The sequence below is a fragment of the Ornithinibacillus proteolyticus genome (assembly GCF_039581225.1).
Lineage (GTDB): Bacteria > Bacillota > Bacilli > Bacillales > Amphibacillaceae > Ornithinibacillus > Ornithinibacillus massiliensis.
In genome coordinates this window covers 100,591-124,636 of sequence record NZ_JBCPXV010000003.1, presented here as the reverse complement: position 1 = coordinate 124,636, position 24,046 = coordinate 100,591, and the positions used below count along the sequence as shown (strand labels likewise).

Here is a 24,046-nt window from a genome sequence, read left to right as displayed (position 1 = left end):
ACAAATACAAGCAAAAAATAAGGACGCTTTAAAGGGAGAACATCCCATTTAAAGCGTCCATTTTTATGATTGACGTTTTCGCATCGCTTCTTCAAATGCATCGGTACGATTTTTTGTAACAGGCTTAACACCACTAATATGTGCTGCGCGACCGATCATATGTGATGAAACCGGAACGGTTATCAAAATAAATAATATACCGAGTAACAGCTTCCCACTTACGATGTCTTCCTTAACTAATAGGTACAGGAAGGCAGCTAATATGATGCTAGTTACTCCAAGTGTGGAAGCCTTCGTTGCTGCATGTAGTCTCGTGAAGATGTCTGGGAAACGTATTATTCCAATCGATGCAGATAATGTTACAAATGCACCAATCACCAATAATAAGCTAACAACAATATTTATAATTAATTCAATCCATGTCCCTGTCAATAATAACACCCTTTTCTACATATTTTGCCGTAGCAAGTGTACCAAGGAATCCAAGAATTCCAACGAGTAAAACCACGTCGTTTAAATATGGAGTAGAAAGGTGAATGGCTACAATCCCTGTCAATGCCATGAGATTTATTCCAATTGTATCTAAACTAACGGCACGATCTGGGTTAGTAGGCCCTTTAAACGTACGATAGAGGAGTAGTACTAGTGAAATTCCAATAGCAATTGAACAAATAATAATGGTATATTCCAGGATTAATTCTGTTACTTTTATAGCCTCTTCCATCTATCTTGTCACCTCCAGGATCGCTTTCTCGAAACTTTCCTTTATTTCCTTAACGGATTTATCTACTTCATCAATATCCATCGCATGAATGTACAATATGTCATTTTCATCTGACACAGCAACAGATAGGGTACCAGGTGTTAAGGAAATTAGATGAGCTAAAATAGTAATTTCCCAATTGCTTTTCACCTCTAATGGTAGTGCAAATATTCCTGGTTCTATTTCTGGTTTAGGTGTATAAACCAGTTTAAGAATACCGAGGTTTGATAGGAATAACTCTTTCACAAAAAGAAGAAGAAGCTTTACAATCTTTACGACCCGTATTCCATAAAATCGACCAGGTATAAACCGATTTAGCAAGAGCACTAAGAGAATACCCCAAATATATCCAGCAATAAAGCTTGCTAACGTATACGATTCACTAAGGAACATCCACATGATGGCAATAATTAGGTTAATAATAATTTGAAATGGCATAATCCATTACTCCTTCAACACAGAATCAATATAAATTTGGGGATCTAATAAATACTCCGCTATTCCTTCAATAGAAGGATAGACAAACTCAGCTCCGATACCAAGAAAGACGGAGATAGCTAATAAACCAACAATTGGTAAGATTAATCCTAGCGAAGGCTTCTTCGTATAGGTTTTCGTTTCATCTTTTTCTCCCCAGAATCCTCGAATGAAAATTTTCATGACAGAGTATAGGATGAGTAGACTGGATAATAGCGCTATTAAGGTTATCGCAATTTCATCAGCCGATAGGGCACCCCTAAGTAGTAATAGCTTTCCGATAAAACCACTAAATGGTGGAATACCCGCAAGAATAAATGCTGCGATAAATAATAACCATCCCAATAATGGGTAATGATGGATTAATCCACCCATTTTCTTCAAGTCAGATGTTCCAGCTACATAGGCAATAACTCCAACCAGTAAAAATAGCGCAGATTTTATAATCATATCGTGTACCAAATAATAAATGGAGCCACTTAGCGCATCGAGATTAAAAATACCTATTCCCATAATGATAAATCCTATCGCAGGGATAATATTATAACTAATGATTAGTTTAATATTATTTGTTGAAAGGGCACCAATTACTCCAAATACCATGGATAGTCCTGCAATCCAGATGAATGCTTCATGTGTAATTTCCATACGATGGATGAAAATTAATGAGAACACGCGTAGGATGGAATAGATACCTACTTTCGTTAATAGGGCACCAAATAAAGCAGATACGACTGGATTTGGTACGATATATGGCCTAGGTAACCAATAATATAGCGGGAATAATGCTGCTTTCGTACCAAATACGAAGAACAGGAGCACCGCTATAGTTGTTAAGATTCCAGTCTGTTCAACTTCTGCAACACGCTCTGCAATTTGAGCCATATTAATGGTTCCTACTGCACCATATAATAGGGCAATTGCCGTTACAAATAACATGGAAGAGAACAAGTTAATTAAAACATACTTGATAGATTCTCTTAATTGTACTTTATCGCCACCAAGTACGATAAGGGCATAGGAAGCCATCAGTAATACTTCAAAAAATACAAATAGGTTAAATAAATCACCTGTCAGAAACGCACCGGTTACACCAGCAATAAGCATAAAGTAAAACGTATAGAAATAATGTGTTTCTTGCCTTAAGGTTAAAGAGTTTGGCGCGTAAAATACCGCTGCTGTTGCGATGATATTCGTTGTTAGAACGAGTAGAATGGAAAGCTTATCTGCCACCAATATAATTCCGTATGGTGCTATCCAACCACCCGTCTCCAAAATTATCGCACCATCAGTAAATACAGTATAGGCAACAAACATCGTGACTGCTAAGCCAACTAAAGTAAAGAGCTTTGTTAAAAGTCGAGTTGTCTTCACATGTGAGTTAGTAAATGCCACAATGACACCTGAGATTGCCGGGATGATTAGCGGTAATATAGCTAAATTACTCATTCGATTCACCCCTCATTTCTTCCATATTGTCTGTTTTGTTTTCTTGTGCTGTTCGGTAAGCTAGAACAAGTAAAAGACTCGTAATACCAAAGCTAATTACGATCGAAGTTAAGATCAATGCTTGTGGTAAAGGATCAGTATAGTTTACTACCGAATCATCCAGTATTGGAGGCTGACCCCGTTTTAATTTCCCCATCGTTAAAATAACTAGATGGGCACCATGGGATAATAGAACAGTCCCAATGATTATGCGTAATAGCTGTTTTTGTAATAGGTTATAAACGGCTGTTGCAAATAATATCCCAGCCAGTATTAGAATGATATATTCCATTTACTCAGCCTCCTTATTTCTGAGTTTAATGAGGCCATAGATGGCTAAAGCAGCAATACCTAATACTGCGATTTCAAACAGTGTATCGAGTCCACGCATATCTACAAGAATAACGTTTACGATATTGTGTCCGCCACCGAGTTTATATGCGGTTTCTACAAAGTAATCCGAAATCTTATTAAACCAATCTGCACTATGGGCTGCAAATCCTGTCAGCGTAACTAATAGTCCCATACCTACAGCGATAATGGTATTGGTAGTGGATGTCTGCAATGTTTCTTCTCTTTTTCTAAGCTCTGGTAAATGATAGTAAGCGAGTAGGAAAAGAGCCATCGATACAGTTTCTACTACTAATTGCGTTAAAGCTAAGTCTGGAGCACGGAAGATGACAAACAGAATAGAAATTCCAAAGCCAACAATACCTGTAATGATAATTAGTGCAAGTTTATTATTAACAAAAATTGTCGCTAATGCAGCTAACACCATGATGATTACTACGGCAATATCAACTGCGGAAACTTCTGCTAAATCATCAAAGCTAATATTGTTTAGACCACCAGTTGTTAACATAATAGTAAATGTTGCCACTATGATAGCTACTAAAATGATGGACATGTATAGCTTAATTGATCCTGTCATATATGCATTGGTGACACGGGTTGAAACATCGTCTATTTTCTGAATTAACTTGTCATACACTTTATTAAAACTTAATTTACCAGGTAGGACATGATAAATGTTGCTCCATTTTTTACGAGTTAAGAATAGGACAATACCTAGTCCAACTACGATAAGAGACATTTGGAATGCTATCGAATCAAAACCATGCCAATAGTGAACATGATAAGGCTCCATCGGGCTATTCATTATTCCGCCAGTTGCGTGTGCTAGTAATGAACTGTTCGCAATATTAGGGAATAAACCGATAATGATAACACCTAGGATAAGGATTAATGGTGAAATAAGCATACCAATTGGTGCCTCGTGTGGTTTCTTTTTAAATAAATCGAATTTTTTCGGCCCCGTAAACACGCCAAAGAATAGATACATGGAATATACAAATGTAAAAATACTCCCAAACACGGCAAGGTAAGGAATAGCAGTTGAAAGGAAGCTGGCTAATCCATTTGCCTGATCACTTAATTTCGTTGTTGCCTCAAAGAATAATTCTTTACTATAGAAACCGTTTAAGAACGGAAATGGAACCCCAGCCATTGAGAAGGTACCAAAGATAGCTAACGTACCGGATATTGGCATAATCGTAAATAAACCACCAAGCTTACGTATGTCTCTCGTTCCAGTTTCATGGTCAATGATCCCAGCGATCATAAACAGGCTTCCTTTGAATGTAGCATGGTTTAAAATATGGAATACAGCAGCGAATATTGCAGCCTCTGTTCCAAATCCAAGCATAGCCATAATCATACCTAATTGACTTATGGTAGAAAATGCAAGTATACCTTTCAAGTCAGTCTGTCGTACTGCCATATAGGATCCCCAAACCAATGTAACAATTCCGACTAAACTAACGGTAATATAAAACCATTCAAACGCTACGAAAATAGGTAAGAATCTTGCTACCAGATAAATACCCGCTTTAACCATAGTAGCGGAGTGTAAGTAAGCACTAACTGGAGTAGGTGCCTCCATCGCATCTGGTAACCAAATGTGAAATGGAAATTGTGCAGATTTAGTAAATGCACCTAACAGAATTAATCCTAAAATTAAAGGCAAATAATTGTTATTAATAATCAAATCTACTTGATCAATCATCCCACGGATACTTGTAGTTCCGGTAATGACGGATAATAATATAAGTCCACCCAGCATGCTTAGCCCACCAAATACGGTGATAAGCATCGATTTTTGTGCCCCATAACGTGAACGTTCTCGATGATGCCAATATCCAATTAATAAGAATGAAGATATTGAGGTTAGTTCCCAAAAGGAATATAGAACAAACACATTATCTGACAACACAACGCCTAGCATGGCTGACATGAACATAAGTAGATAAACATAGAAATGAGCTAATCTTTCTGAGACATGCAGGTAATAAATGGAATAGAATACAACAAGTGTACCAATCCCACTAATAAGCAGTACAAAAAGCAAGCTAAGTCCATCTAAATAAAAATCAAAATTAATACCAAGGGAAGGAATCCAGTTATATGTATGACGTACTGGAGAAAAGTCATTACCTATAAAACGAACAAAGTAAAGGAAGATTCCTAAGGGGATAAGTAATACAAATATACCTGTATGAACTTTATTCTTAACCTTACTTAAAAGTGGAACTAATAAAGCAAATACAAGGGGTATTAAAACTGCAAATATCATCTACGAATTGACCTCCTATTTTTTTTATCGATTATCCCAAACATAAGATGAGTAGATTACTCTTATTTTGGGTTAGCTTCTAACTTATCATTTACGTTAATTTTATTTTAATATATAACTGATAAAGTCACAAAGCGATATAACGTTACATATAACAGAAAGCTTACCATACTTTTAACCGAGAAAAAAATAAAATACCCCTAACATTCACAATAATGTCAAGGGTTATAAAATCTCTACCTATTTATATATAATCATTTAATACTGTCGATTTTTTTAACTGCTATACTTTATTTTGTGACTTAAACCTCGGCGATATATTTCATCTTCTATAAGCGAAACAAAATCAGGGCTTAATTTTAATTCATTTGCTTTATGATACGACTCGATTAATAATTCATCTGACAAATGTTCCATAATCGTAGCCCTCCTATACTAGAACAAGTTCTTTTTATTAAGACGGTTTACTAGAAGATTGTTGCATTTTGTGGAATTAGGATTGAGTGGGAGCCATATGGATATAGCTTTTTTTCAACAATCTTTCCTATAGTAGCGGTCTTAAATATCTACTAGATTAATGATAGATATAACGTAACACGAAAAATAATCAAGGACAAGATGTGAGTTATCTACATGGATCTGTAGATAACTTGTGTATAAAGGTTGGAACTACACGTAAACACTTGATTCTATACTGTTGATAATGTGAATATAGTTATCCACAATGCGAGAAATGCGAGAATTTGTCGAACGATTTTTGCATTTTTAATCGCTATTTTACATATTTCTACCTTCTGTAACATATCTATGGTATTTTAGTATGCATAGGTTTTTATTTATATTATGTATAATAACCAAAAAGACTTTTGTATAAACATCGAATAGGTTAGTATATAAGTCGATAGATTTTGTAAACAAAGAGGTGTAAGTATTGTTAAAGCGGTTTCTACCAAACGAACATGTAAAAAGTATATTTGAAATTAAACCTAGTGACCTTCATGATAAAGGGATAAAAGGAGTAATTACAGATTTAGATAATACATTGGTAGCATGGGATGTAAAGAATGCTAGTCCTGAGGTTGTGGAATGGTTTAAACTAATGAATGACCATGGCATTAAAGTAACCATCATATCCAATAATAAGGAAGAAAGAGTAAAAATGTTTTCAGAGCCACTTGGCACACCATTTGTTTTTAGTGCTAGAAAACCACTAACTAGAGCATTTAAGACTGCTGCACAGCAAATGGAATTAAAAAAAGAAGAAATAGTTGTCATAGGTGATCAATTACTAACTGACGTTCTAGGTGGTAATTCAGCAGGTTTTTACACAATCCTTGTTGTTCCGATTGTTCAAACCGATGAAAAAATAACGCAATTTAATCGCAGAATTGAACGGAAAATAATGAACTACTTTCGTAAAAAAGGTATGATTAGCTGGGAGGAATAAAAGTGGAACAAATCCATTGCATAGGATGCGGTGTAGAAATCCAAACAGAAGACCCAAAAGGTTTAGGGTATACACCAAAATCATCTCTAGAAAAAGAAAATATACTTTGTAAAAGGTGTTTTCGTTTAAAGCATTACAATGAAATACAAGACGTATCCATTCACGATGACGATTTTCTCAGAATGGTTAGTTCGATTCGTGATAAAAAGGGACTTGTAGTCCATATTATCGATATTTTCGATGTGAATGGAACAATGATTAAGAGTTTACCTAGGATTGTTGGGAATAATCCTATTATTTTAGTTGGAAACAAAATGGATTTATTGCCAAAATCTACAAATCAGAATAAACTGATACAATGGTTACGGTCATCTGCTAAGGAACTGGGTCTAAAAGTACAGGATGTTTTCTTAATCTCATCAGTTAAGGGCTATGGGATGGATGAATTAACGAATCAAATTGAAGAGTACCGTAATCAACAAGATGTTTATATTGTTGGTACGACAAATGTCGGAAAATCAACATTCATTAATCGGTTAATCAAACAATCCGTTGGGGAGAGTGATGTCATTACGACATCCTATTTTCCAGGAACTACACTCGGGTTTATTGAAATTCCTTTAGATGATGATTCTGCTCTTATTGATACTCCTGGAATAGTTAATCATGAGCAAATTGCCCATTACGTATCCGATCAGGATCTAAAGGTAATTACCCCGACTAAAGAAATAAAACCAAGAGTATATCAATTGAATTCGGAACAAACGCTATTCTTCGGTGGCTTAGCCCGTCTTGATTTTATTAAGGGAGATAGACAATCGTTCGTTTGTTACTTTTCCAATAATCTTCCAATCCATCGGACTAAGCTAGAGAAAGCAGATGAATTATATGAGAATCATGTTGGAGAATTATTATCTCCTCCAGATGAAGAATCGATGAAATTGCTACCACCATTGACAACAAGTTCCTATCGTTTAAATGGCGAGAAGACAGATATTGTATTTCCTGGATTAGGCTGGGTAACCGTAAGTGGAGCATGTACGATTGTGACGCATAGTCCAAAAGAAGTAGCTGTATCGTTGAGGAAATCCTTGATATAGGAGGAGTCTAAGTGGCGTATCAACTTGGGTTAATTGGGTATCCAATCAAACATTCCTTGTCTCCTTGGATACATAAACAATTCCTAGAGGAAGCGAATATACAAGGAAACTATTCGATATTTGAAGTTAGAGAAGATGATTTAACAGAACTTGTACAAACTATAAAGGAAAAAAGTGTTACAGGATTTAATGTTACATTTCCATATAAACAAAAAATAATTCCTTTATTAGATGACTTAGACCCAAGTGCGAAACATATTGGTGCAGTTAATACGGTTTTAAATAAAGAAGGTCGTTTAATCGGATATAACACAGATGGAATTGGTTACCTACGTTCGTTAGAGCAAAGCTTTCCCGATTTACCCAATAACAAACAGATAAACATCCTAATAATTGGTGCAGGAGGCGCTGCAAGAGGAATATACAATGCCCTACATCAAGCAGGATATTCATCGATTACTATTGCCAACCGAACCATCGAAAAAGCAAAGGAAATCGCTCAAAATTCGAAGTCAGCTATATTAACCTTAGATCAAGCTGAGGAAAATATAGCTACCTTTGACCTAATGATTCAAACGACTAATGTTGGGATGAAACCTAATCAGGATGATTCGCCAATAAAAATAGATGGAATGAAATCATCTACTATTGTAAGTGATATCATCTATCAACCGATTTGGACTACTTTATTACGCGAAGCCAAAGAGAAAGGTGCTCAAATCCATCAAGGACATTCCATGCTGTTATATCAAGCACAATATGCTTTTGAAATTTGGTTTGGGCTAACACCATCACTTGGAAATATGAACAGTCAATTAAAACGAATACTAGAAGGGTGATAACATGCTAACAGGTAAACAAAAGAGATTTCTTCGATCAAAGGCACATCATTTAAGACCTATTTTTCAAGTTGGTAAAATAGGGGTTAATGAGAATATGATCGTACAAGTAAATGAAGCTCTAGAAAAAAGAGAATTAATTAAGATTACAATTTTGCAAAATTGTTTAGATGATAAAGAAACCGTAGCGGAAGAATTACAGGCAGGAACAGGTGCAGAAATTGTCCAAATTATTGGTAATAACATTGTTCTTTATAAAGAATCGAAAGAGAACAAAGAAATCGTATTACCTTCATCTTCGGACTGACATAAACGGTTATTTTTTTATAGCGTATTTCTGTACTTTTTTAGAAGGAGTATGTTTAGATGAATAAAAATGATGCGATTGCATTTGTTGAGCCACATTTAACGAAGCAGAGATTTGAGCATACATTACGTGTAGCAAGCACAGCTGTGTCTTTGGCGAAGAAATATAATGTTTCTCCTGAGAAGGCCGAGCTTGCTTCTATTTTTCATGATTATTGCAAATATCGCGCAATCGATGAAATGAAAAGAATAATTGAAGCAAGTAATTTACCAAAGGACCTACTCCTCTATCATCATGAGCTTTGGCATGGGCCAGTCGCATCCATTAAGATAGAAGAGGAATTCGGGATAACAGATCATGAGGTAAAATCAGCTATTTATTATCATACTACTGGAAAAGCCAATATGAGCAAATTAGAACTTATTGTATTTATTGCAGATTATATTGAGCCTGGAAGAAGCTTCCCGGGACTAGATGAAGTAAGAGAGATGGCACAAAACGATTTGATTAAAGCCGGGTGGATGGTATCGCGAAATACAATAAAATATTTGATGGAAAAGGAAAATCGTATTTATCCTGACACATTTCATGCATATAATGATTTAACAAGACTTATAACTGGAGGTAATCATATTGAATAATAATCCTATGGAAATATTAAAGCTAGCAGCCGAAGCATGTGATGACAAACGAGCAGATGAGATTGTTGCGCTTGACTTAGCACAAGTATCCCTAGTCGCAGATTATTTCTTAATTTGCCATGGTACGAATGAAAGGCAAGTTCAATCCATTGCTAGAGCTGTAAAAGAAACAATGGAAGAGCATCAAATATCAGTGAAACGATTAGAAGGGTTTGAGCAAGCAAGATGGGTGTTGGTCGACCTGGGTGATGTTGTATGCCATGTTTTCCATAAGGATGAACGAAACTATTATAATTTGGAGCGATTATGGGGAGATGCTGCCCAAGTACCATTAGAGGTAGGACAGTAAGGGATGGCGTATCAATTAATGGCAAGCCTATATGATCAATTTATGGAAGATGCTCCATATGATCAGTGGGTGAAATATACGAAAACGATTATCGACAAGTTTGGTTTGAAAACACCAAATGTACTAGATTTAGGGTGTGGGACTGGTGAAATTACCGTTCAGCTGGCAGAGGAATATTCGATTACGGGTGTAGATTATTCTGCTGATATGCTAACAGTCGCAGACCAAAAAGCAAGTAATCACAATCAACAGATTCAACTAGTCCATCAAGATTTAAGAGAGCTGGAAGGACTTTATCATTTTGATTTAGCAATTAGTTACTGCGATGTAATCAATTATATGACAACCATGGAGGATGTTCAAAAGGTCTTTCACAATGTTTATCATTCCCTCAATGAACATGGCCTTTTTGTGTTTGATTTTCACTCTGTTCGTCATGTTGAAGAAGATTTAGTTGGGAATTCTTTTTCTGATGTCAAAGAGGATAGCGCGTATATTTGGACGTGTTATCCAGGAGATGAGGAAGGGGAGATGTTTCATGAGTTAACCTTCTTCACATCAGAAGGAGATTTATATACTAGATTTGATGAAACACACCATCAAAAGACGTATTCAGTTGAGGTTTATCGTCGTTTACTAAAAACTACAGGTTTTGAAATTTTGGCTGTTCATGGTGATTTTTCTATAGAAACGGATTTTTCTGAAAAAGAAGCGGATCGAATATTTATTATAGCGCAAAAAAGGACAAGATAAGTTATTTTTCTTGTCCTTTTCTTATTTTGCCAGAAAGATTTTCGTCTTGTATCATAGTAGGACAACTAGTAATAGGATGTGAATGTCTTGCTAGAATGGTTACGAAAAAACGTATTTGTAATCTTTATGGTAATAGGGATAATAGTTGTGTTTATTATGTTTAAGATAGGGGAGGAAGACCCGCCGACGGCTCTAGTTACAGTTGATGAATCCTCAATAATTGAGGCTGAAGCCATTACTGAACCAATTTCTGGCCTGGTAGTCGTAGATATCAAAGGAGAGGTTCAACATCCAGGTGTCTATGAAATTGAAGAGAGTTCCCGTGTTCGCGATGTCGTACAATTAGCAGGAGGTTTTACCAATTCTGCTGATCAAAATTCTATTAATCTTGCCCAAAAGGTGTTTGATGAAATGGTAATCCTTGTTCCTGAAATAGGACATGAGGGTTCGATTAATGTTGGAGAATCACAAAGCGAAAAGATAAGAATAAACTATGCGACGGTCGAGGAAATCCAAAAACTACCAGGGATAGGACCGTCTAAAGCAAATGCAATTGTTGAGTATCGGGATGCGAATGGTTATTTTCAACAAGTAGAGGATTTACTAGGGGTTACAGGGATTGGTGAGAAGACATTAGAGGCAATCAAGGATGAGCTTCAAGTTCCTTAACCGATTGACGATAGTAGGACTCACAAGGTAAACTAATTTAATAGAGAGGGGACTGATCATGGAAAGAATCTCATGGAATCAATATTTTATGGCACAAAGTCATTTACTATCGTTGCGAAGTACTTGTACAAGACTTATGGTAGGAGCGACGATTGTTCGCGATAAACGAATAATAGCTGGTGGTTATAATGGTAGTGTATCTGGCGATGTCCATTGTGTAGATGAAGGTTGCTATGTTATTGATGGACATTGTGTTCGAACTGTTCATGCAGAAGCTAATGCTCTTCTTCAATGTGCGAAGTTTGGAGTTCCTACAGAAAATGCTGATATCTATGTTACCCATTTTCCGTGTTTACAATGTACGAAGCAACTGATTCAAAGTGGTATTAAAACAGTATATTATGCAGAGGATTATAAGAATCATCCATATGCAATTGAGTTGTTTAAGGAAGCCGGAGTAAGAACGGAAAAAGTAGAATTAGACTACTTAGCATTAGATATAAACTACAAAGAGAAAGCCTCTGTTGTCGAAGAATTATTAAAGATAGTGGAGGATGCTGATTCGAGCGAGTTTAATCAGCTTAAAGAGAAGGCACAGGAATTATTCCGCATCGTAAGGTAGACGTTATATGAATGGTAATTGGTACATACCTGCTTTTGCAGTTGTTTGTAGTGCATTATCTGTCACGTTTGATTCAATCCTATTTTTTTTAGCTTTTATCATTTGGCTATTCATATTGTTTAAACAACAACGACTAGGTAAGTTTCCCATCACGGTCTCCCTAGTCGTTTATCTTACCTTCCTCCTTTATATCCCTTCGATTGATTCTCTCAAGCCCGACACGGACCGTTCTGATGTCACATTATCCGGGAAAGTAATACGTTCTCCCGTTGTAACGGAAACGATGCTACAATTTGATTTTAAAGCTGATGATACCCAGAATAGGATGAAAGTTAGGCTATTTAATCCTGATAGACAAAATCCTACTATTGCCACTATTCAATCTGGTGCATCCTGTCAAATTCATGGTGAGCTTAACATACCAGAAAGCAGTAGTAATCCTGGGCAATTTGATTATCAAGCCTATTTAGCAGCAAATGGAATACAATATGAACTCGTAATTAATTCGATAGAGGATATTCGTTGTCATGGTAGTGATAGCTGGAATGTTCTCTATAAGATGAGAGAGAATATCAAGGAATATGTTTATAGTAAATTTTCTGAAGAGACAGGTGCTTGGATACTTGCACTTGTTCTAGGAGATGATAGTTTAATCTCTAAGGATATAACGGCGTTGTTTCAACGGTGGAGTTTGTCTCATTTGTTAGCTATTTCTGGTCTTCATATTGGATTAGTCGTGGGGCTACTGTATTTCTTTACGGTAAAGCTTCAATTGCTAACCATTGAGAAAGCACAATATCTTATGATGATATTTTTACCGATATACGCTTTTCTTGCTGGTGGAGCGCCTTCTATACTGCGAGCGAGTTCGATGGTTTTACTCGTTATATTTATTCAAAAACTGAAATGGAAGCTCATGATAACCGATGTTATTAGTATTGTCTTCATCATGCTGATTATTTTCGATAAATACATTATCTATCATATTGGATTTCAATTTTCTTTTTTGGTTACTTTTGCCATCATATTATCTAAAAAATGGCTGGTAAGTAGTGATTCTTTATTATTTCAGATGTTGAAATTAAGTTTTATCTCACAGCTTGTTATTCTCCCCATACAGATGATTTATTTTTACCATTTTAATCCGCTATCCATATTACTGAATGTCTTCGTCGTTCCGTATTTTACTTTCTTTGTAATCCCACTTATGTTTTTGCTTCTGTTGATTTCGCCGATTCCATTCCTACATGTATTTATGGACAAGCTATTTTCATTCGTGCAGGAGATTTTTCTACGCTTATTACAAGGGGTAGATAATATTCTTTATTATCCGTGGTGGAATGGACAATTTCCTACTAGTTATATCGTAATTTATTATGTGCTGCTCATTTTCATGTTAGCGATGATTCTACGTGAGAAGTTAACGAGAGCATTTGCTTATGGAACGTTATTAACGATGTTATTGGTATCGTTGATGCTTCGACCATATGTATCTCCATATGGGAGTGTCACCATGTTAGATATAGGACAAGGGGACGCAATAGTAATTGAACTTCCATTTCGTAAGGGGGTGTTTATCGTCGATGCGGGGGCTGCGATTTCGTTCGAAAGTATGGAAGCTACGAATCGAAATTACACTAGAGTCATTCAACCCTTTCTTCAGTATCAAGGAATATATGAGATAGATGCCATTATCATCAGTCATGAGGATATAGACCATGCGGGTAGTGTGAAATATATTATGGATGATTATCGTGTGAACAGGATAATGATAAGTGAATATTACCAGCTTGAAGAGGAGCTTACTCATAAGCTGACAGATGGGGAGATCTTACGAGTAAGAGCGGGACAAAGGGTGGAAATGAAGGGGAAAAGGTTTAATATTCTTGCACCTTGGGTAGATAAAAAAGGCAGTAACGAAAATTCTCTCGTATTTTCCATTAGTCTAGGTGGTCGAGATTGGCTATTTACTGGAGATATTGATAAGGAAACCGAGAAAGATATAATAAAGACTTTCCCCGATCTGTCTGTAGATGTATTGAAGGTAGCACATCACGGTAGTAATACTTCAACCGATCCAGAATTTATTTCAGCGATTAAACCCAATTACGCGCTAATCTCAGTCGGTAAAAATAATCGATATGGCCACCCAACTCGTGATGTTTTAGAAACCTTGAATAATGAACAGGTTCTTGTTTTAAGAACAGATCAAGCGGGGGCTATTATTTATCGATTCAACGAAAATGATGGAACGTTTTATCAATTCAAGCCATAATCTAAACTAGACCAAAAAACAAAAGAGACCGGAGAAAGCCCAGTCTCTTTTGTTACGAAAAAACACTTATGTACTTATTGACCAATTACGCTAATGGTTACTCCGATAAAAAAGATTAAAAGAAAGAAAACTAAAGAAAAGCCAAACCCTTTAATGGAATCAACTACATCATTATTTTTTGATTGTGGATCCTTTTCAAATTCATTCATAGCTAACCCTCCCATATCAACCTTTAGTATAAATTAATTACTTAAAAAAATCCACCAAAGATACAAAAATGTCAAATATTAATTATACATAGCCAAAATTAGAAAGACTTAACAACTATACTTTTAGTGAGAAGGGTCATGCTATAGGTGAAAGAAAAACATCGTTTAACATACTGTTCCTAGGGCTTTATGTTAAACGTTCATATAGATAGAGAGGGAAATTCCTGTCCCTAATTTCCCTCTCAGGTTTTTCTTGCTATTCATCATTCGACCGATTACCATAAAGAATATACGAATTTGGAGTGAATAGCATGACTTACACAGACGTAGTGAAACAAATAAAAAAAAAGCAAATCCCAGAAGTCATTTTATTATATGGTACAGAAAACTATTTTATCCAGAAAATAAGGGATTTACTGGTTAAAGGTGTTCTAGACGATGAAGAAAACTTATCTACATATGATTTAACGGAAACATCCATCCAAGAAGTCATTGCAGATGTCGAGACATATCCTTTTTTTGGTGAAAAGAAATTGGTCATTGCTACAAATGCACTTTTTCTCAAGGCGAAGTCGGACAAGTTGCCATTTGAACATGACTTGTCAGTACTCGAACAATATTTAGAAATGCCTGTAGATTATTCTGTATTGGTTCTCATCGCACCTTATGAAAAAATCGATGAACGGAAAAAAATCAGTAAACTTCTGAAAAATAAAGGGTTGGTAGCGGAATGTAATCCGGTTAAAGAGTACGAATTAAAAAATTGGATAGTAAATTTAGCTAAACAATTACATGTAACGATTGATGAGGATGCATTTGAAATATTCGAAAATGAACTTTCTACCGACTTAAATATCATTGAAAGTGAGCTAGAGAAAATAGCATTATATGTTGGTGATGGGGGTACGGTGACGAAGCAAGTGGCGGAAGATCTAGTATCCCATACGATTACTAGCTCTGGTATTCGACTTGTGGACACGGTGATAGAAGGTAATCTTGCAAAAGCTATAACCATCTATAAAGATCTAGAAATCATGAAGGAAGAACCGATTGCATTAATTGGGTTATTGGCCTTTCAGTTTAGGACCATTCTGCGAGTAAAGCTTTTAAAGCAAAAGGGATATAGCTCTGGTCAGATGCAAAAGCAACTAGGTGTTCATCCCTATGTAATAAAAGTTGCATTAAACCGAGAAGCGAAGTTTACTGTACAAAAGCTGGAATATATTATTCATCAGCTTACCGAAACAGATGCGATAATTAAGCAAGGAAAAATGGAAAAGTCGTTAGCTTTTGAAATATTATTATATAATCTGATTAAAATATAATGTTAATAACAATAAAAAACGATCCCGAATAGGATCGTTTTTTATTGTTTAGGCACCAAGACCGTTAACTTTTTTAGCTAGACGACTCTTTTGACGAGCGCCAGCATTTTTATGGATAAGACCTTTTTGTACTGCTTTATCAATTTTTTTAATGGTTGCAGTTAATGCAGTTTTAGCATTTTCTACATCGTTTGCTTCAACAAATTTTTCTAAAATCTTTATTTGTGAACGCATTTCAGATTTGTCTGATTGATTTTGAGCACGTTTTTTATTGTTTACTTCAACACGTTTAATTGCGGATTTAATATTAGCCATGATTTCACCTCCTAAAAAACACAAACGTTCATTACATTGAACAAGAGACATTGTACCAAAGTTGGAGCGTGTTTTCAATAACTATTATCCTTTATTCATGGTAATTTGTATGTTTTTAGTGAAAATGCGAAGGATAATTCTATAGATTTGTGTAGTTATCAAGTTGAAAGGATGAGATTTATTTTGGATAAAAAGGATATGATGGAAAACCAATTTCAAGTTCGTACGGATTTAGCAGTGGAAGCGAAGGATATGTACGTTGAGAAGGAAACTCCCTCTGAAGAGCATATAAAAGGAGTTAAACTGAAGGATATCGAAGAAAATGGTATTAAAATATCCTATGTTGAAATAGATGATGAGGGTGCTCAACTCTTAGGTAAGAAACCAGGGTCCTATGTAACTATCTATGCAGATGGGGTGAAGAAACAGGATACGAAACGCCAAGAAAATGCAGCAAAGATTCTGGCACGAGAAATTGAGAATTTACTTGAGAAAAACAATATCAAGAAAAATGCAACTGGACTTATAGTTGGATTAGGAAACTGGAATGTAACACCAGATGCTCTTGGTCCTATGACAGTGGAGAAAGTGCTTGTAACGAGTCATTTATTTAAGTTAGAACATGAATCTGTCTCAGATGGCTATAGACCAGTTGGAGCCGTAACCCCTGGAGTAATGGGGATTACTGGGATAGAGACAAGCAATATTATTTTTGGGATTGTAGAAAAGTTTAAGCCTGATTTTGTGTTAGCGGTTGATGCCTTAGCATCCAGATCGATAGAACGGGTTAATGAAACCATTCAATTATCTGATTCTGGTATCCATCCTGGTTCGGGAGTGGGGAATAAGCGTAAGGAGCTTAGTAAGGAAACACTAGGTGTTCCTGTATTGGCGATTGGGGTACCGACAGTTGTTGATGCTGTAACGATAACTAGTGATACTATCGATTTTATACTGAAGCATTTCGGTAGGGAATGGCGAGAAAAGGATCGCCCATCTAAAGCACTTGCCCCAGCGAGTATGTCTTTTGGTGGTAAGGAGTATAACGAAGAAGATTTGCCAGATTCAGAAAAGAGACAGACCTTTATGGGGATTGTAGGGAATCTATCTGAAGAAGAAAAAAGAAAGCTTATTTCAGAGGTGCTAACACCAACAGGCTATAATATGATGGTAACGCCAAAAGAAGTAGATGGTTTTATGGTTGATATGTCACATGTTTTGGCCAATGGTATAAACGCTGCCCTTCATGAGGCGGTAGATGTGAATAATATTGCTTCCTACTCTCGATAAGAAATGCGTATAAATCTATTAAATTTTGTGAAAAATAAGAGATAACAGTTCTACCTTCCAAGGATTCGTCATAGATTTTACTAAAGACGAACTAGGAAGGTGGAACATGATGCTAGGACCTCATCGTTTTAAACGTGAAAATAGATTACCTCAATATGTTAAAAAAAGTGTTTTATATGTTGTCAGTGTGATTATTTTGTTTCTCTTTATCGGACTTTTTACCACTATTTCACCTGCTTTTCGATTATCGTCCAATACATTAACAAATTGGACAAGTGAAATTGAGAGCTCTACCTTTATGTATTTATTAGGAATGGAAAATCGCATTTTTATGAAGGGACTTCCGCCAGAAACAGAATTGCCAAATTTATCCTCAACTCTATTTCAAATAGCAACCAGTGTCAGGCCGGATGATCCGAGAAGTTTACTTGGAAATGAACTTCCTGGTTTTTCGATTTATGATAGTGAGATTTTCATTGCTGGGGAAGGAACGAATTATACGAATCTTCCAGTGGAATCATCACCTCCGCTAGAAGAAGTGTTAAAAGATAGGGAAGCCGTAATCGATGAAGAGGTTGAAGTGGAAACTCCAGAGGATTCACCAGAAGGAACGCCATCAACTGGAGATAGAGAAGTTGTTTATATTTATAATACACATAACTATGAATCATTTTTACCTCATTTACCAGGCGTAAACAATCCTAATTTAGCACAGCATAGTGAAGTGAATGTCACATTAGTAAGTGAGCGCCTCTCTAATGCCCTAAAAAAATATGGTATTGGTAATAAGCTTGATGATACAGATAACATGAAATTATTGGAGCAGAACAACATGGAGTACTGGCAATCTTACACTTCGATTCGGGGTACTGTCCAGGAGGTTTTTGCTAATAATCAAGATATACAATATGTATTTGATATTCATCGGGATTCATTAAGAAGAGAAGCAACTACAAAAGAAATCGATGGAGAAGCATACGCTAAGATTGCGTTTGTAATAGGTGGAGATAATGAAAATTATGAGAAGAATCTGGAGTTTGCAAGTAGACTTCATAAGCTAATGCAAGAGAAATACCCGGGTCTAAGTAGGGGAGTATTACCTCCTAAAAAAGGCGCAGGGACCGACGGGGTATTTAATCAAGACTTACATGAGAATGCTTTAACAGTAGAAATAGGTGGAATAGATAATAATTTAGAGGAATTATATCGATCTGCAGACGCATTGGCAGAAGTGTTTAGTGAATTATACTGGGATGCGGAAAAGGTTAGTTCGGAATAGGGAGGTAGATCAGGATGTTTAAGTTTATATCTGTGGTGCTACTACTCGTTATTTGTTTTCTAGTAGGTGCTATCGTAGGTGTTGACCATACTGGAAAACAAGTACCAGCGACCGATACAAGGACTGGTAGTGAAGTTGTGGAAGCATCCTCACAGATCCAACAAACTACTAATGATAAGTCGGAAAATCCGGAAATCGTTAATCAAACAACAATTACCGAGGAGCTTTCTGTTTCGAATCCTGACCAGCTAAGCCAGAAGACAGCATCCTTTTTAGAAGTTGTGGTTCAAGGTTTTTATGATCTGGTTGTTGAAATCTTATATCAGATTTCCCAATTATTTTTCTAACTAAATCTGTACTAGATGTGGCTCGAATATGCGATGTTTCCCGCGTAGTTGAGCCACTTCTTGCGTTAGATTAGATATCGTGGTTGAAAGTAAATCATTCTACTAAATCGAGATATTGCGTCTTTATGTATGATTATGGCAACTCTTTCTTGAAACAATAGACTCCAATTGCTATAATCATCCTAGCAATCATCGAATTGTTGGCAGATAGGAAAGGACAATTAGCTTTCCTAACCAGCATAAGAAAAAACAACATATTCGCAAAAGATGTGCGAATGCGAGTTTTTCTAATACTAGGATGTATTAAATATGTACTTTACCGAAAATGGGTAAAGGCAAGTAGGAGTGAACATCACGTATGGTAAGAAACCAAGAGAATGTACGTAATTTTTCTATCATAGCCCATATTGACCATGGTAAGTCGACTTTGGCTGATCGTATTTTAGAGAATACACAAACCGTTACAAAACGTGAAATGAAAGACCAAATTCTTGATGCAATGGATTTGGAACGAGAACGTGGCATAACGATTAAATTGAATGCAGTACAATTACAATATAAGAGTAAAAGTGGGGAAGATTTTACGTTCCATTTAATTGATACCCCAGGACATGTTGATTTTACATATGAAGTATCTAGAAGTTTGGCGGCTTGTGAAGGTGCCATTTTAGTAGTTGATGCAGCACAAGGAATTGAAGCGCAAACACTTGCGAATGTTTATCTCGCATTAGATAATGAATTAGAGATTATTCCAGTTATTAATAAGATTGACCTACCTAGTGCTGACCCAGAACGTGTAAAGAAAGAACTGGAGGAAGTAATCGGAATTGATCCTGATGACGTTATTTTAGCATCTGCTAAAGCGAATATTGGTATCGAAGACATTCTTGAGCGAATTACGGAGGCCGTCCCACCACCGGCTGGAGATCCAGATGAGCCTTTAAAAGCACTTATTTTTGATTCATTATATGATTCCTATCGTGGTGTTGTCGCGTATGTCTGTGTGAAAGAAGGATCTGTAAAAGTTGGCGATCGTATTAAAATGATGGCAACCGGTAAAGAATTTGAGGTAAACGAGGTTGGTGTGTTTACACCAAAACAATTGCCACTTAAAGAGCTAAATGTTGGAGACGTTGGCTATATTACCGCGTCCATTAAGAATGTTGGAGATACACGTGTAGGAGATACCATTACACTAGCAGATAATCCAGCAAAAGAGCCATTACCAGGATATCGACGCTTAAATCCTATGGTTTATTGTGGACTTTACCCAGTAGATTCCAGTAAATATAACGATTTACGTGAGGCGCTCGAACGATTAGAATTGAATGACTCAGCTTTACAATATGAAGCAGAGACGTCACAAGCGTTAGGATTTGGCTTCCGTTGTGGGTTTTTAGGATTATTACACATGGAAATAATTCAAGAACGTATTGAACGTGAATTTAAAATTGATCTTATAACTACTGCTCCTAGTGTAATCTATGAAGTAGAGCAAACAGACGGAGAAGTTTTAACGATTGATAATCCATCTGTCATGCCAGATCCGCAGAAGATTCAAGAAATTCGTGAACCGTATGTGAAAGCTACTATTATGGTACCGAATGAATACGTAGGACCAGTAATGGAAATCGCTCAAAAGAAGCGTGGTCAGTTTATTGACATGGAATATCTCGATGATATTCGAGTCAATGTGATTTATCATATCCCACTTTCTGAAATTGTGTACGATTTCTTTGATCAATTGAAATCCAATACAAAAGGGTATGCATCATTTGATTATGAATTATTAGGTTATCAAGCATCGAAACTAGTGAAAATGGATATCCTGCTAAATGGGGAGACAATCGATGCGTTATCGTTTATTGTGCATAAAGATTTTTCATATGATCGCGGGAAGCAAATCGTAGAGAAATTAAAAGAATTAATTCCTAGACAACAATTCGAAGTTCCGGTACAAGCAGCAGTTGGAAATAAAATAGTTGCTAGATCAACCATCAAAGCAATGCGTAAAAACGTATTAGCAAAATGTTATGGTGGGGATATATCCCGTAAGAGAAAACTTCTAGAGAAGCAAAAAGAAGGAAAAAAACGAATGAAGATGGTTGGTTCAGTAGAAGTACCACAAGAAGCATTTATGGCCGTATTAAAAATGGATGATGAATAATAGTAAGAGAACGAGGCTAGGACATAACGAAAAGAATTAAATGTATAACCGAATGATACACGATGCTAGCTCCGAAAATATACGTAGACTCCTGCGGGAGGAAAGGGCACTGCCTGAGACCCCTAAAGAAGTAGCACGAGGAGGCTCACCAGCTGCCCGGCGGTAAAGAAGACACTGCGAGGTTCTCTCGAGCAGATGTCGCGCTTATGCTGTGATAAAGTGCAAGGTAGACGCTGCCAGGGTTTTTTCGAGCAGATGTCGCCCCTGTACTGGAAGCAACCGCAAGTATATTTCCGGAGCTGGGTCTTTGCTCGTTATTCGGTTTTTCCTTTGAGATAAATTCTTTTGTTCCAGCCTTTTTTCTTTTTTAATTATAGAGCCTACAATTTTTCAGAAGATGTCAATCCAAGAAAAGTTTTAGGATGGTTAGGAGACATAATATGATTCAATCAGTATATATCCATATCCCGTTCTGTCAGCACATCTGTCATTATTGCGATTTTACAAAGTTCTTTTATAATGAACAATTGGCAACGGAATATTTAGAAGCACTAGAAAACGAAATAAACACACAAATTCAAGGCAGTAAGCATCCCGTCAAAACGATTTTTATTGGCGGAGGAACCCCGACTGCTTTAACCTATTCCCAATTAAAAAAATTACTAATGTTCGTGGCAGAAAAATTTGACGTTTGGAATTGTGAAGAATATACCATTGAAGCTAATCCAGGAGACTTTGATGCAGATAAGGCGAAACTCTTAAAGGAATACGGTATAAATCGTGTGTCACTTGGTGTTCAAGTGTTTGATGATGTGATGTTAGCGGAACTTGGAAGAGCCCATCGCGTAAAAGATGTATATAAAACGGTTGAACTATTAAACACGGCTGGCTTAACTAATATTAGTTTAGATATGATTTACTCTTTACCGAATCAAACACCTAAGCATTTTGAAAAAACGGTTACTGAGGCACTTTCCTTTGGTTTACCACATTATTCAGCTTATTCCTTACAGATCGAACCAAAAACGATTTTTTATAACCGTTATAAAAAAGGACAATTACATCGACCTGCTCAAGAAGAAGAGGTAGAAATGTATGACATCCTGCAATCAAAAATGCGGCAAAGTGGACTAATACAATATGAAATAAGTAACTTTGCCAAGTCCGGTTTTGAAAGTAAACATAATTTGACCTATTGGAATAATGATTATTACTATGGTTTTGGAGCCGGTGCGAGTGGTTACTTACCAGGAAAACGTACCATGAATATTCGACCATTACCGGCATATATCAAACAAGCAAATGAGGATGGAAAACCAATTCTAAAGGTTGAAACGATAGGTTTAAAAGAGCAAATTGAGGAAGAATGGTTCTTAGGGTTACGAAAACTGTGTGGGGTCCATAAGAAAGTCTTCCAGGACAAGTTTGGGTTTTCACATGAATTACTGTATAAACAACAAATTGAACACCTAGTTCAAAAGGGTTGGTTAATTAATGATAAAGAGACCATCCATCTTTCACAGCAAGGGTTACTATTTGGAAATGATGTATTTGAGTATTTTCTGTTGGAAGAAGAAGATCTAGAGGCAATAGCATTGACAAAAAAATCGTGATTTGATAATTTATTAGTAGTATTAGCACTCGAGGTAAGAGAGTGCTAACAGGGGTGATCATTAATGTTAACGGATAGGCAATTAATGATTTTGCAAGTTATTATTGATGATTTTATTGAATCAGCCCACCCAGTTGGTTCACGTGCGATTTCAAAAAAAGATGAAATATCCTTCAGTGCTGCAACTATCCGTAATGTGATGGCGGATTTGGAAGAAATGGGTTTTATCGAAAAAACGCATTCTTCTTCAGGCCGTGTGCCATCAGAAAAAGGATATCGTTATTATGTAGACCATGTCATTGCACCGTCTATTGATAAAAGTAATTTAAATATAATGAAGGATTTAATTCGGGATGAATTTATTGACTTTGAAAAGCTCGTACAAAAATCGGCTGAGGTATTGTCTGATTTAACAAATTATACGTCCATCATTTTAGGTCCAGAAATATTCGAAACAAAAGTAAAACAGTTGCAAATTGTTCCACTGTCGGATCATACGGCAGTTGCAATACTGGTTACAGATTCCGGTCATGTTGAACATCGTTCTTTCACGATCCCTGGAGAAATTAGCCCATCTGACTTGGAAAAAATCGTCAATATTTTAAATGAACGATTAAAGGGCGTTTCACTGGCACGATTACCAGATGTTATAACAACGGAAGTAGTATCATTAATGAGGATGTACGTTCGTGATTTTGAAAAATCCTTTCAATATTTAGCGTCTGCCTTCTTCCGTGATCAACCGGTAAAGCTCTATATAGGTGGAAAAACAAATTTATTAACACAACCAGAATTTAATGATATTAATAAAGTTCGGTCATTCTATCAAATGATGGAAAACGAGAATCAGGTTGTAAATTTATTAAAGACACCACAACATGGAATAAAGGTGACCATTGGAAATGAAAATAAGGTTGACGAAATCAAGGATTTCAGTTTGATTACTGCTTCCTATCAATTAGGAAGTGAACAAATGGGAACTATTGCACTAATTGGACCTACACGGATGGAATACCGCAAAGTAATTACATTATTAAATGCGCTATCAAATGAAATGACAGATGCTTTATACTTATGGTATAAAAACAACGGGTAAAGGCATGGGAAGAGCATGTCTTTCTGAGTTGTATTTTGGAGGTG

At 36.2% G+C, this 24,046-nt stretch carries 26 protein-coding genes; 17 read left to right on the top strand and 9 right to left on the bottom strand.

From position 1 onward, the window contains the following. Positions 1–63 precede the first annotated feature (63 nt). The 7 genes from mnhG to sda form a co-directional block, all read right to left on the bottom strand. A complete protein-coding gene (gene mnhG, locus AAIB49_RS03225; protein WP_343457202.1) occupies positions 64–432 on the bottom strand; it encodes a monovalent cation/H(+) antiporter subunit G in 369 nt (122 codons plus the stop codon). Beyond that, positions 413–724 (bottom strand): Na(+)/H(+) antiporter subunit F1, encoded by a 312-nt coding sequence (locus tag AAIB49_RS03220; RefSeq protein WP_343457201.1) that lies wholly within the window; start codon positions 722–724, stop codon positions 413–415. Before AAIB49_RS03220 ends, mnhG begins: the two co-directional genes overlap by 20 nt. After that, positions 725–1,201 (bottom strand): Na+/H+ antiporter subunit E, encoded by a 477-nt coding sequence (locus tag AAIB49_RS03215; RefSeq protein WP_186871462.1) that lies wholly within the window; start codon positions 1,199–1,201, stop codon positions 725–727. Between the two features lie 6 nt (positions 1,202–1,207). Beyond that, positions 1,208–2,689 (bottom strand): Na+/H+ antiporter subunit D, encoded by a 1,482-nt coding sequence (locus AAIB49_RS03210; RefSeq protein ID WP_343457200.1) that lies wholly within the window; start codon positions 2,687–2,689, stop codon positions 1,208–1,210. After that, positions 2,682–3,020, bottom strand: coding sequence for a Na(+)/H(+) antiporter subunit C (locus AAIB49_RS03205; RefSeq protein ID WP_339214573.1), 339 nt, complete (start codon positions 3,018–3,020; stop codon positions 2,682–2,684). The genes AAIB49_RS03210 and AAIB49_RS03205 overlap by 8 nt, the downstream gene beginning before the upstream one ends. Beyond that, on the bottom strand, positions 3,021–5,360 hold the full coding sequence (locus AAIB49_RS03200) for a Na+/H+ antiporter subunit A (RefSeq protein ID WP_343457199.1): 2,340 nt from the start codon (positions 5,358–5,360) through the stop codon (positions 3,021–3,023). It abuts the gene before it with no gap. A 276-nt stretch (positions 5,361–5,636) separates the two neighbouring features. Then, positions 5,637–5,777 (bottom strand): sporulation histidine kinase inhibitor Sda, encoded by a 141-nt coding sequence (gene sda, locus AAIB49_RS03195; protein WP_010094136.1) that lies wholly within the window; start codon positions 5,775–5,777, stop codon positions 5,637–5,639. Positions 5,778–6,291: 514 nt separating this feature from the next. Here sda and AAIB49_RS03190 point away from each other — a divergent pair. From AAIB49_RS03190 to AAIB49_RS03145, 10 genes are all read left to right on the top strand, one after another. Beyond that, positions 6,292–6,807, top strand: coding sequence for a YqeG family HAD IIIA-type phosphatase (locus tag AAIB49_RS03190; protein WP_343457198.1), 516 nt, complete (start codon positions 6,292–6,294; stop codon positions 6,805–6,807). 2 nt (positions 6,808–6,809) lie between these two features. Then, a complete protein-coding gene (gene yqeH, locus AAIB49_RS03185; protein ID WP_343457197.1) occupies positions 6,810–7,907 on the top strand; it encodes a ribosome biogenesis GTPase YqeH in 1,098 nt (365 codons plus the stop codon). Between the two features lie 11 nt (positions 7,908–7,918). Continuing rightward, the gene (gene aroE, locus AAIB49_RS03180; RefSeq protein ID WP_343457196.1) at positions 7,919–8,746 is read left to right on the top strand and encodes a shikimate dehydrogenase; all 828 of its coding nucleotides are present in this window, start codon (positions 7,919–7,921) and stop codon (positions 8,744–8,746) included. Between the two features lie 4 nt (positions 8,747–8,750). Further along, positions 8,751–9,053, top strand: a complete 303-nt coding sequence (gene yhbY, locus AAIB49_RS03175; RefSeq protein WP_343457195.1) for a ribosome assembly RNA-binding protein YhbY — start codon at positions 8,751–8,753, stop codon at positions 9,051–9,053. Between the two features lie 59 nt (positions 9,054–9,112). Continuing rightward, the gene (gene yqeK / locus AAIB49_RS03170) at positions 9,113–9,694 is read left to right on the top strand and encodes a bis(5'-nucleosyl)-tetraphosphatase (symmetrical) YqeK (RefSeq protein WP_343457194.1); all 582 of its coding nucleotides are present in this window, start codon (positions 9,113–9,115) and stop codon (positions 9,692–9,694) included. A gap of 7 nt (positions 9,695–9,701) precedes the next feature. After that, positions 9,702–10,043, top strand: coding sequence for a ribosome silencing factor (gene rsfS, locus AAIB49_RS03165; RefSeq protein WP_186871486.1), 342 nt, complete (start codon positions 9,702–9,704; stop codon positions 10,041–10,043). A 3-nt stretch (positions 10,044–10,046) separates the two neighbouring features. Continuing rightward, positions 10,047–10,796: a class I SAM-dependent DNA methyltransferase gene (locus AAIB49_RS03160; RefSeq protein ID WP_343457193.1), complete on the top strand. Its 750-nt coding sequence runs from the start codon at positions 10,047–10,049 to the stop codon at positions 10,794–10,796. An 87-nt stretch (positions 10,797–10,883) separates the two neighbouring features. Further along, entirely contained in the window at positions 10,884–11,465 is a 582-nt protein-coding gene (locus AAIB49_RS03155) for a helix-hairpin-helix domain-containing protein (protein ID WP_343457192.1), read from the top strand. 58 nt (positions 11,466–11,523) lie between these two features. Further along, positions 11,524–12,087, top strand: coding sequence for a ComE operon protein 2 (locus AAIB49_RS03150; protein ID WP_343457191.1), 564 nt, complete (start codon positions 11,524–11,526; stop codon positions 12,085–12,087). Between the two features lie 7 nt (positions 12,088–12,094). After that, complete coding sequence (locus AAIB49_RS03145) at positions 12,095–14,362, top strand: DNA internalization-related competence protein ComEC/Rec2 (protein ID WP_339214591.1); 2,268 nt, start codon at positions 12,095–12,097, stop codon at positions 14,360–14,362. Between the two features lie 74 nt (positions 14,363–14,436). Here AAIB49_RS03145 and AAIB49_RS03140 read toward each other — a convergent pair whose 3' ends face one another. Continuing rightward, a complete protein-coding gene (locus AAIB49_RS03140) occupies positions 14,437–14,571 on the bottom strand; it encodes a YqzM family protein (protein WP_339214593.1) in 135 nt (44 codons plus the stop codon). 311 nt (positions 14,572–14,882) lie between these two features. Here AAIB49_RS03140 and holA point away from each other — a divergent pair, with 311 nt between their 5' ends. Beyond that, a complete protein-coding gene (gene holA / locus AAIB49_RS03135; RefSeq protein ID WP_343457190.1) occupies positions 14,883–15,896 on the top strand; it encodes a DNA polymerase III subunit delta in 1,014 nt (337 codons plus the stop codon). Between the two features lie 48 nt (positions 15,897–15,944). Here the strand turns inward: holA and rpsT are convergent, their stop codons facing one another. After that, complete coding sequence (rpsT, locus tag AAIB49_RS03130; RefSeq protein ID WP_339214596.1) at positions 15,945–16,211, bottom strand: 30S ribosomal protein S20; 267 nt, start codon at positions 16,209–16,211, stop codon at positions 15,945–15,947. A gap of 201 nt (positions 16,212–16,412) precedes the next feature. Between rpsT and gpr the strand changes: the two genes are divergently transcribed. The 6 genes from gpr (at position 16,413) to hrcA (ending at position 24,002) form a co-directional block, all read left to right on the top strand. Then, entirely contained in the window at positions 16,413–17,501 is a 1,089-nt protein-coding gene (gpr, locus tag AAIB49_RS03125; protein WP_339217956.1) for a GPR endopeptidase, read from the top strand. A gap of 106 nt (positions 17,502–17,607) precedes the next feature. Then, on the top strand, positions 17,608–18,780 hold the full coding sequence (gene spoIIP, locus AAIB49_RS03120) for a stage II sporulation protein P (protein ID WP_339214597.1): 1,173 nt from the start codon (positions 17,608–17,610) through the stop codon (positions 18,778–18,780). A gap of 14 nt (positions 18,781–18,794) precedes the next feature. Beyond that, positions 18,795–19,127, top strand: coding sequence for a hypothetical protein (locus AAIB49_RS03115; protein ID WP_339214598.1), 333 nt, complete (start codon positions 18,795–18,797; stop codon positions 19,125–19,127). A gap of 358 nt (positions 19,128–19,485) precedes the next feature. Further along, positions 19,486–21,294 (top strand): translation elongation factor 4, encoded by a 1,809-nt coding sequence (gene lepA / locus AAIB49_RS03110; RefSeq protein WP_339214599.1) that lies wholly within the window; start codon positions 19,486–19,488, stop codon positions 21,292–21,294. A 440-nt stretch (positions 21,295–21,734) separates the two neighbouring features. Further along, complete coding sequence (gene hemW, locus AAIB49_RS03105; protein ID WP_343457189.1) at positions 21,735–22,907, top strand: radical SAM family heme chaperone HemW; 1,173 nt, start codon at positions 21,735–21,737, stop codon at positions 22,905–22,907. 63 nt (positions 22,908–22,970) lie between these two features. Beyond that, positions 22,971–24,002, top strand: a complete 1,032-nt coding sequence (gene hrcA / locus AAIB49_RS03100; protein ID WP_339214603.1) for a heat-inducible transcriptional repressor HrcA — start codon at positions 22,971–22,973, stop codon at positions 24,000–24,002. The last annotated feature ends 44 nt before the right edge of the window (positions 24,003–24,046 follow it).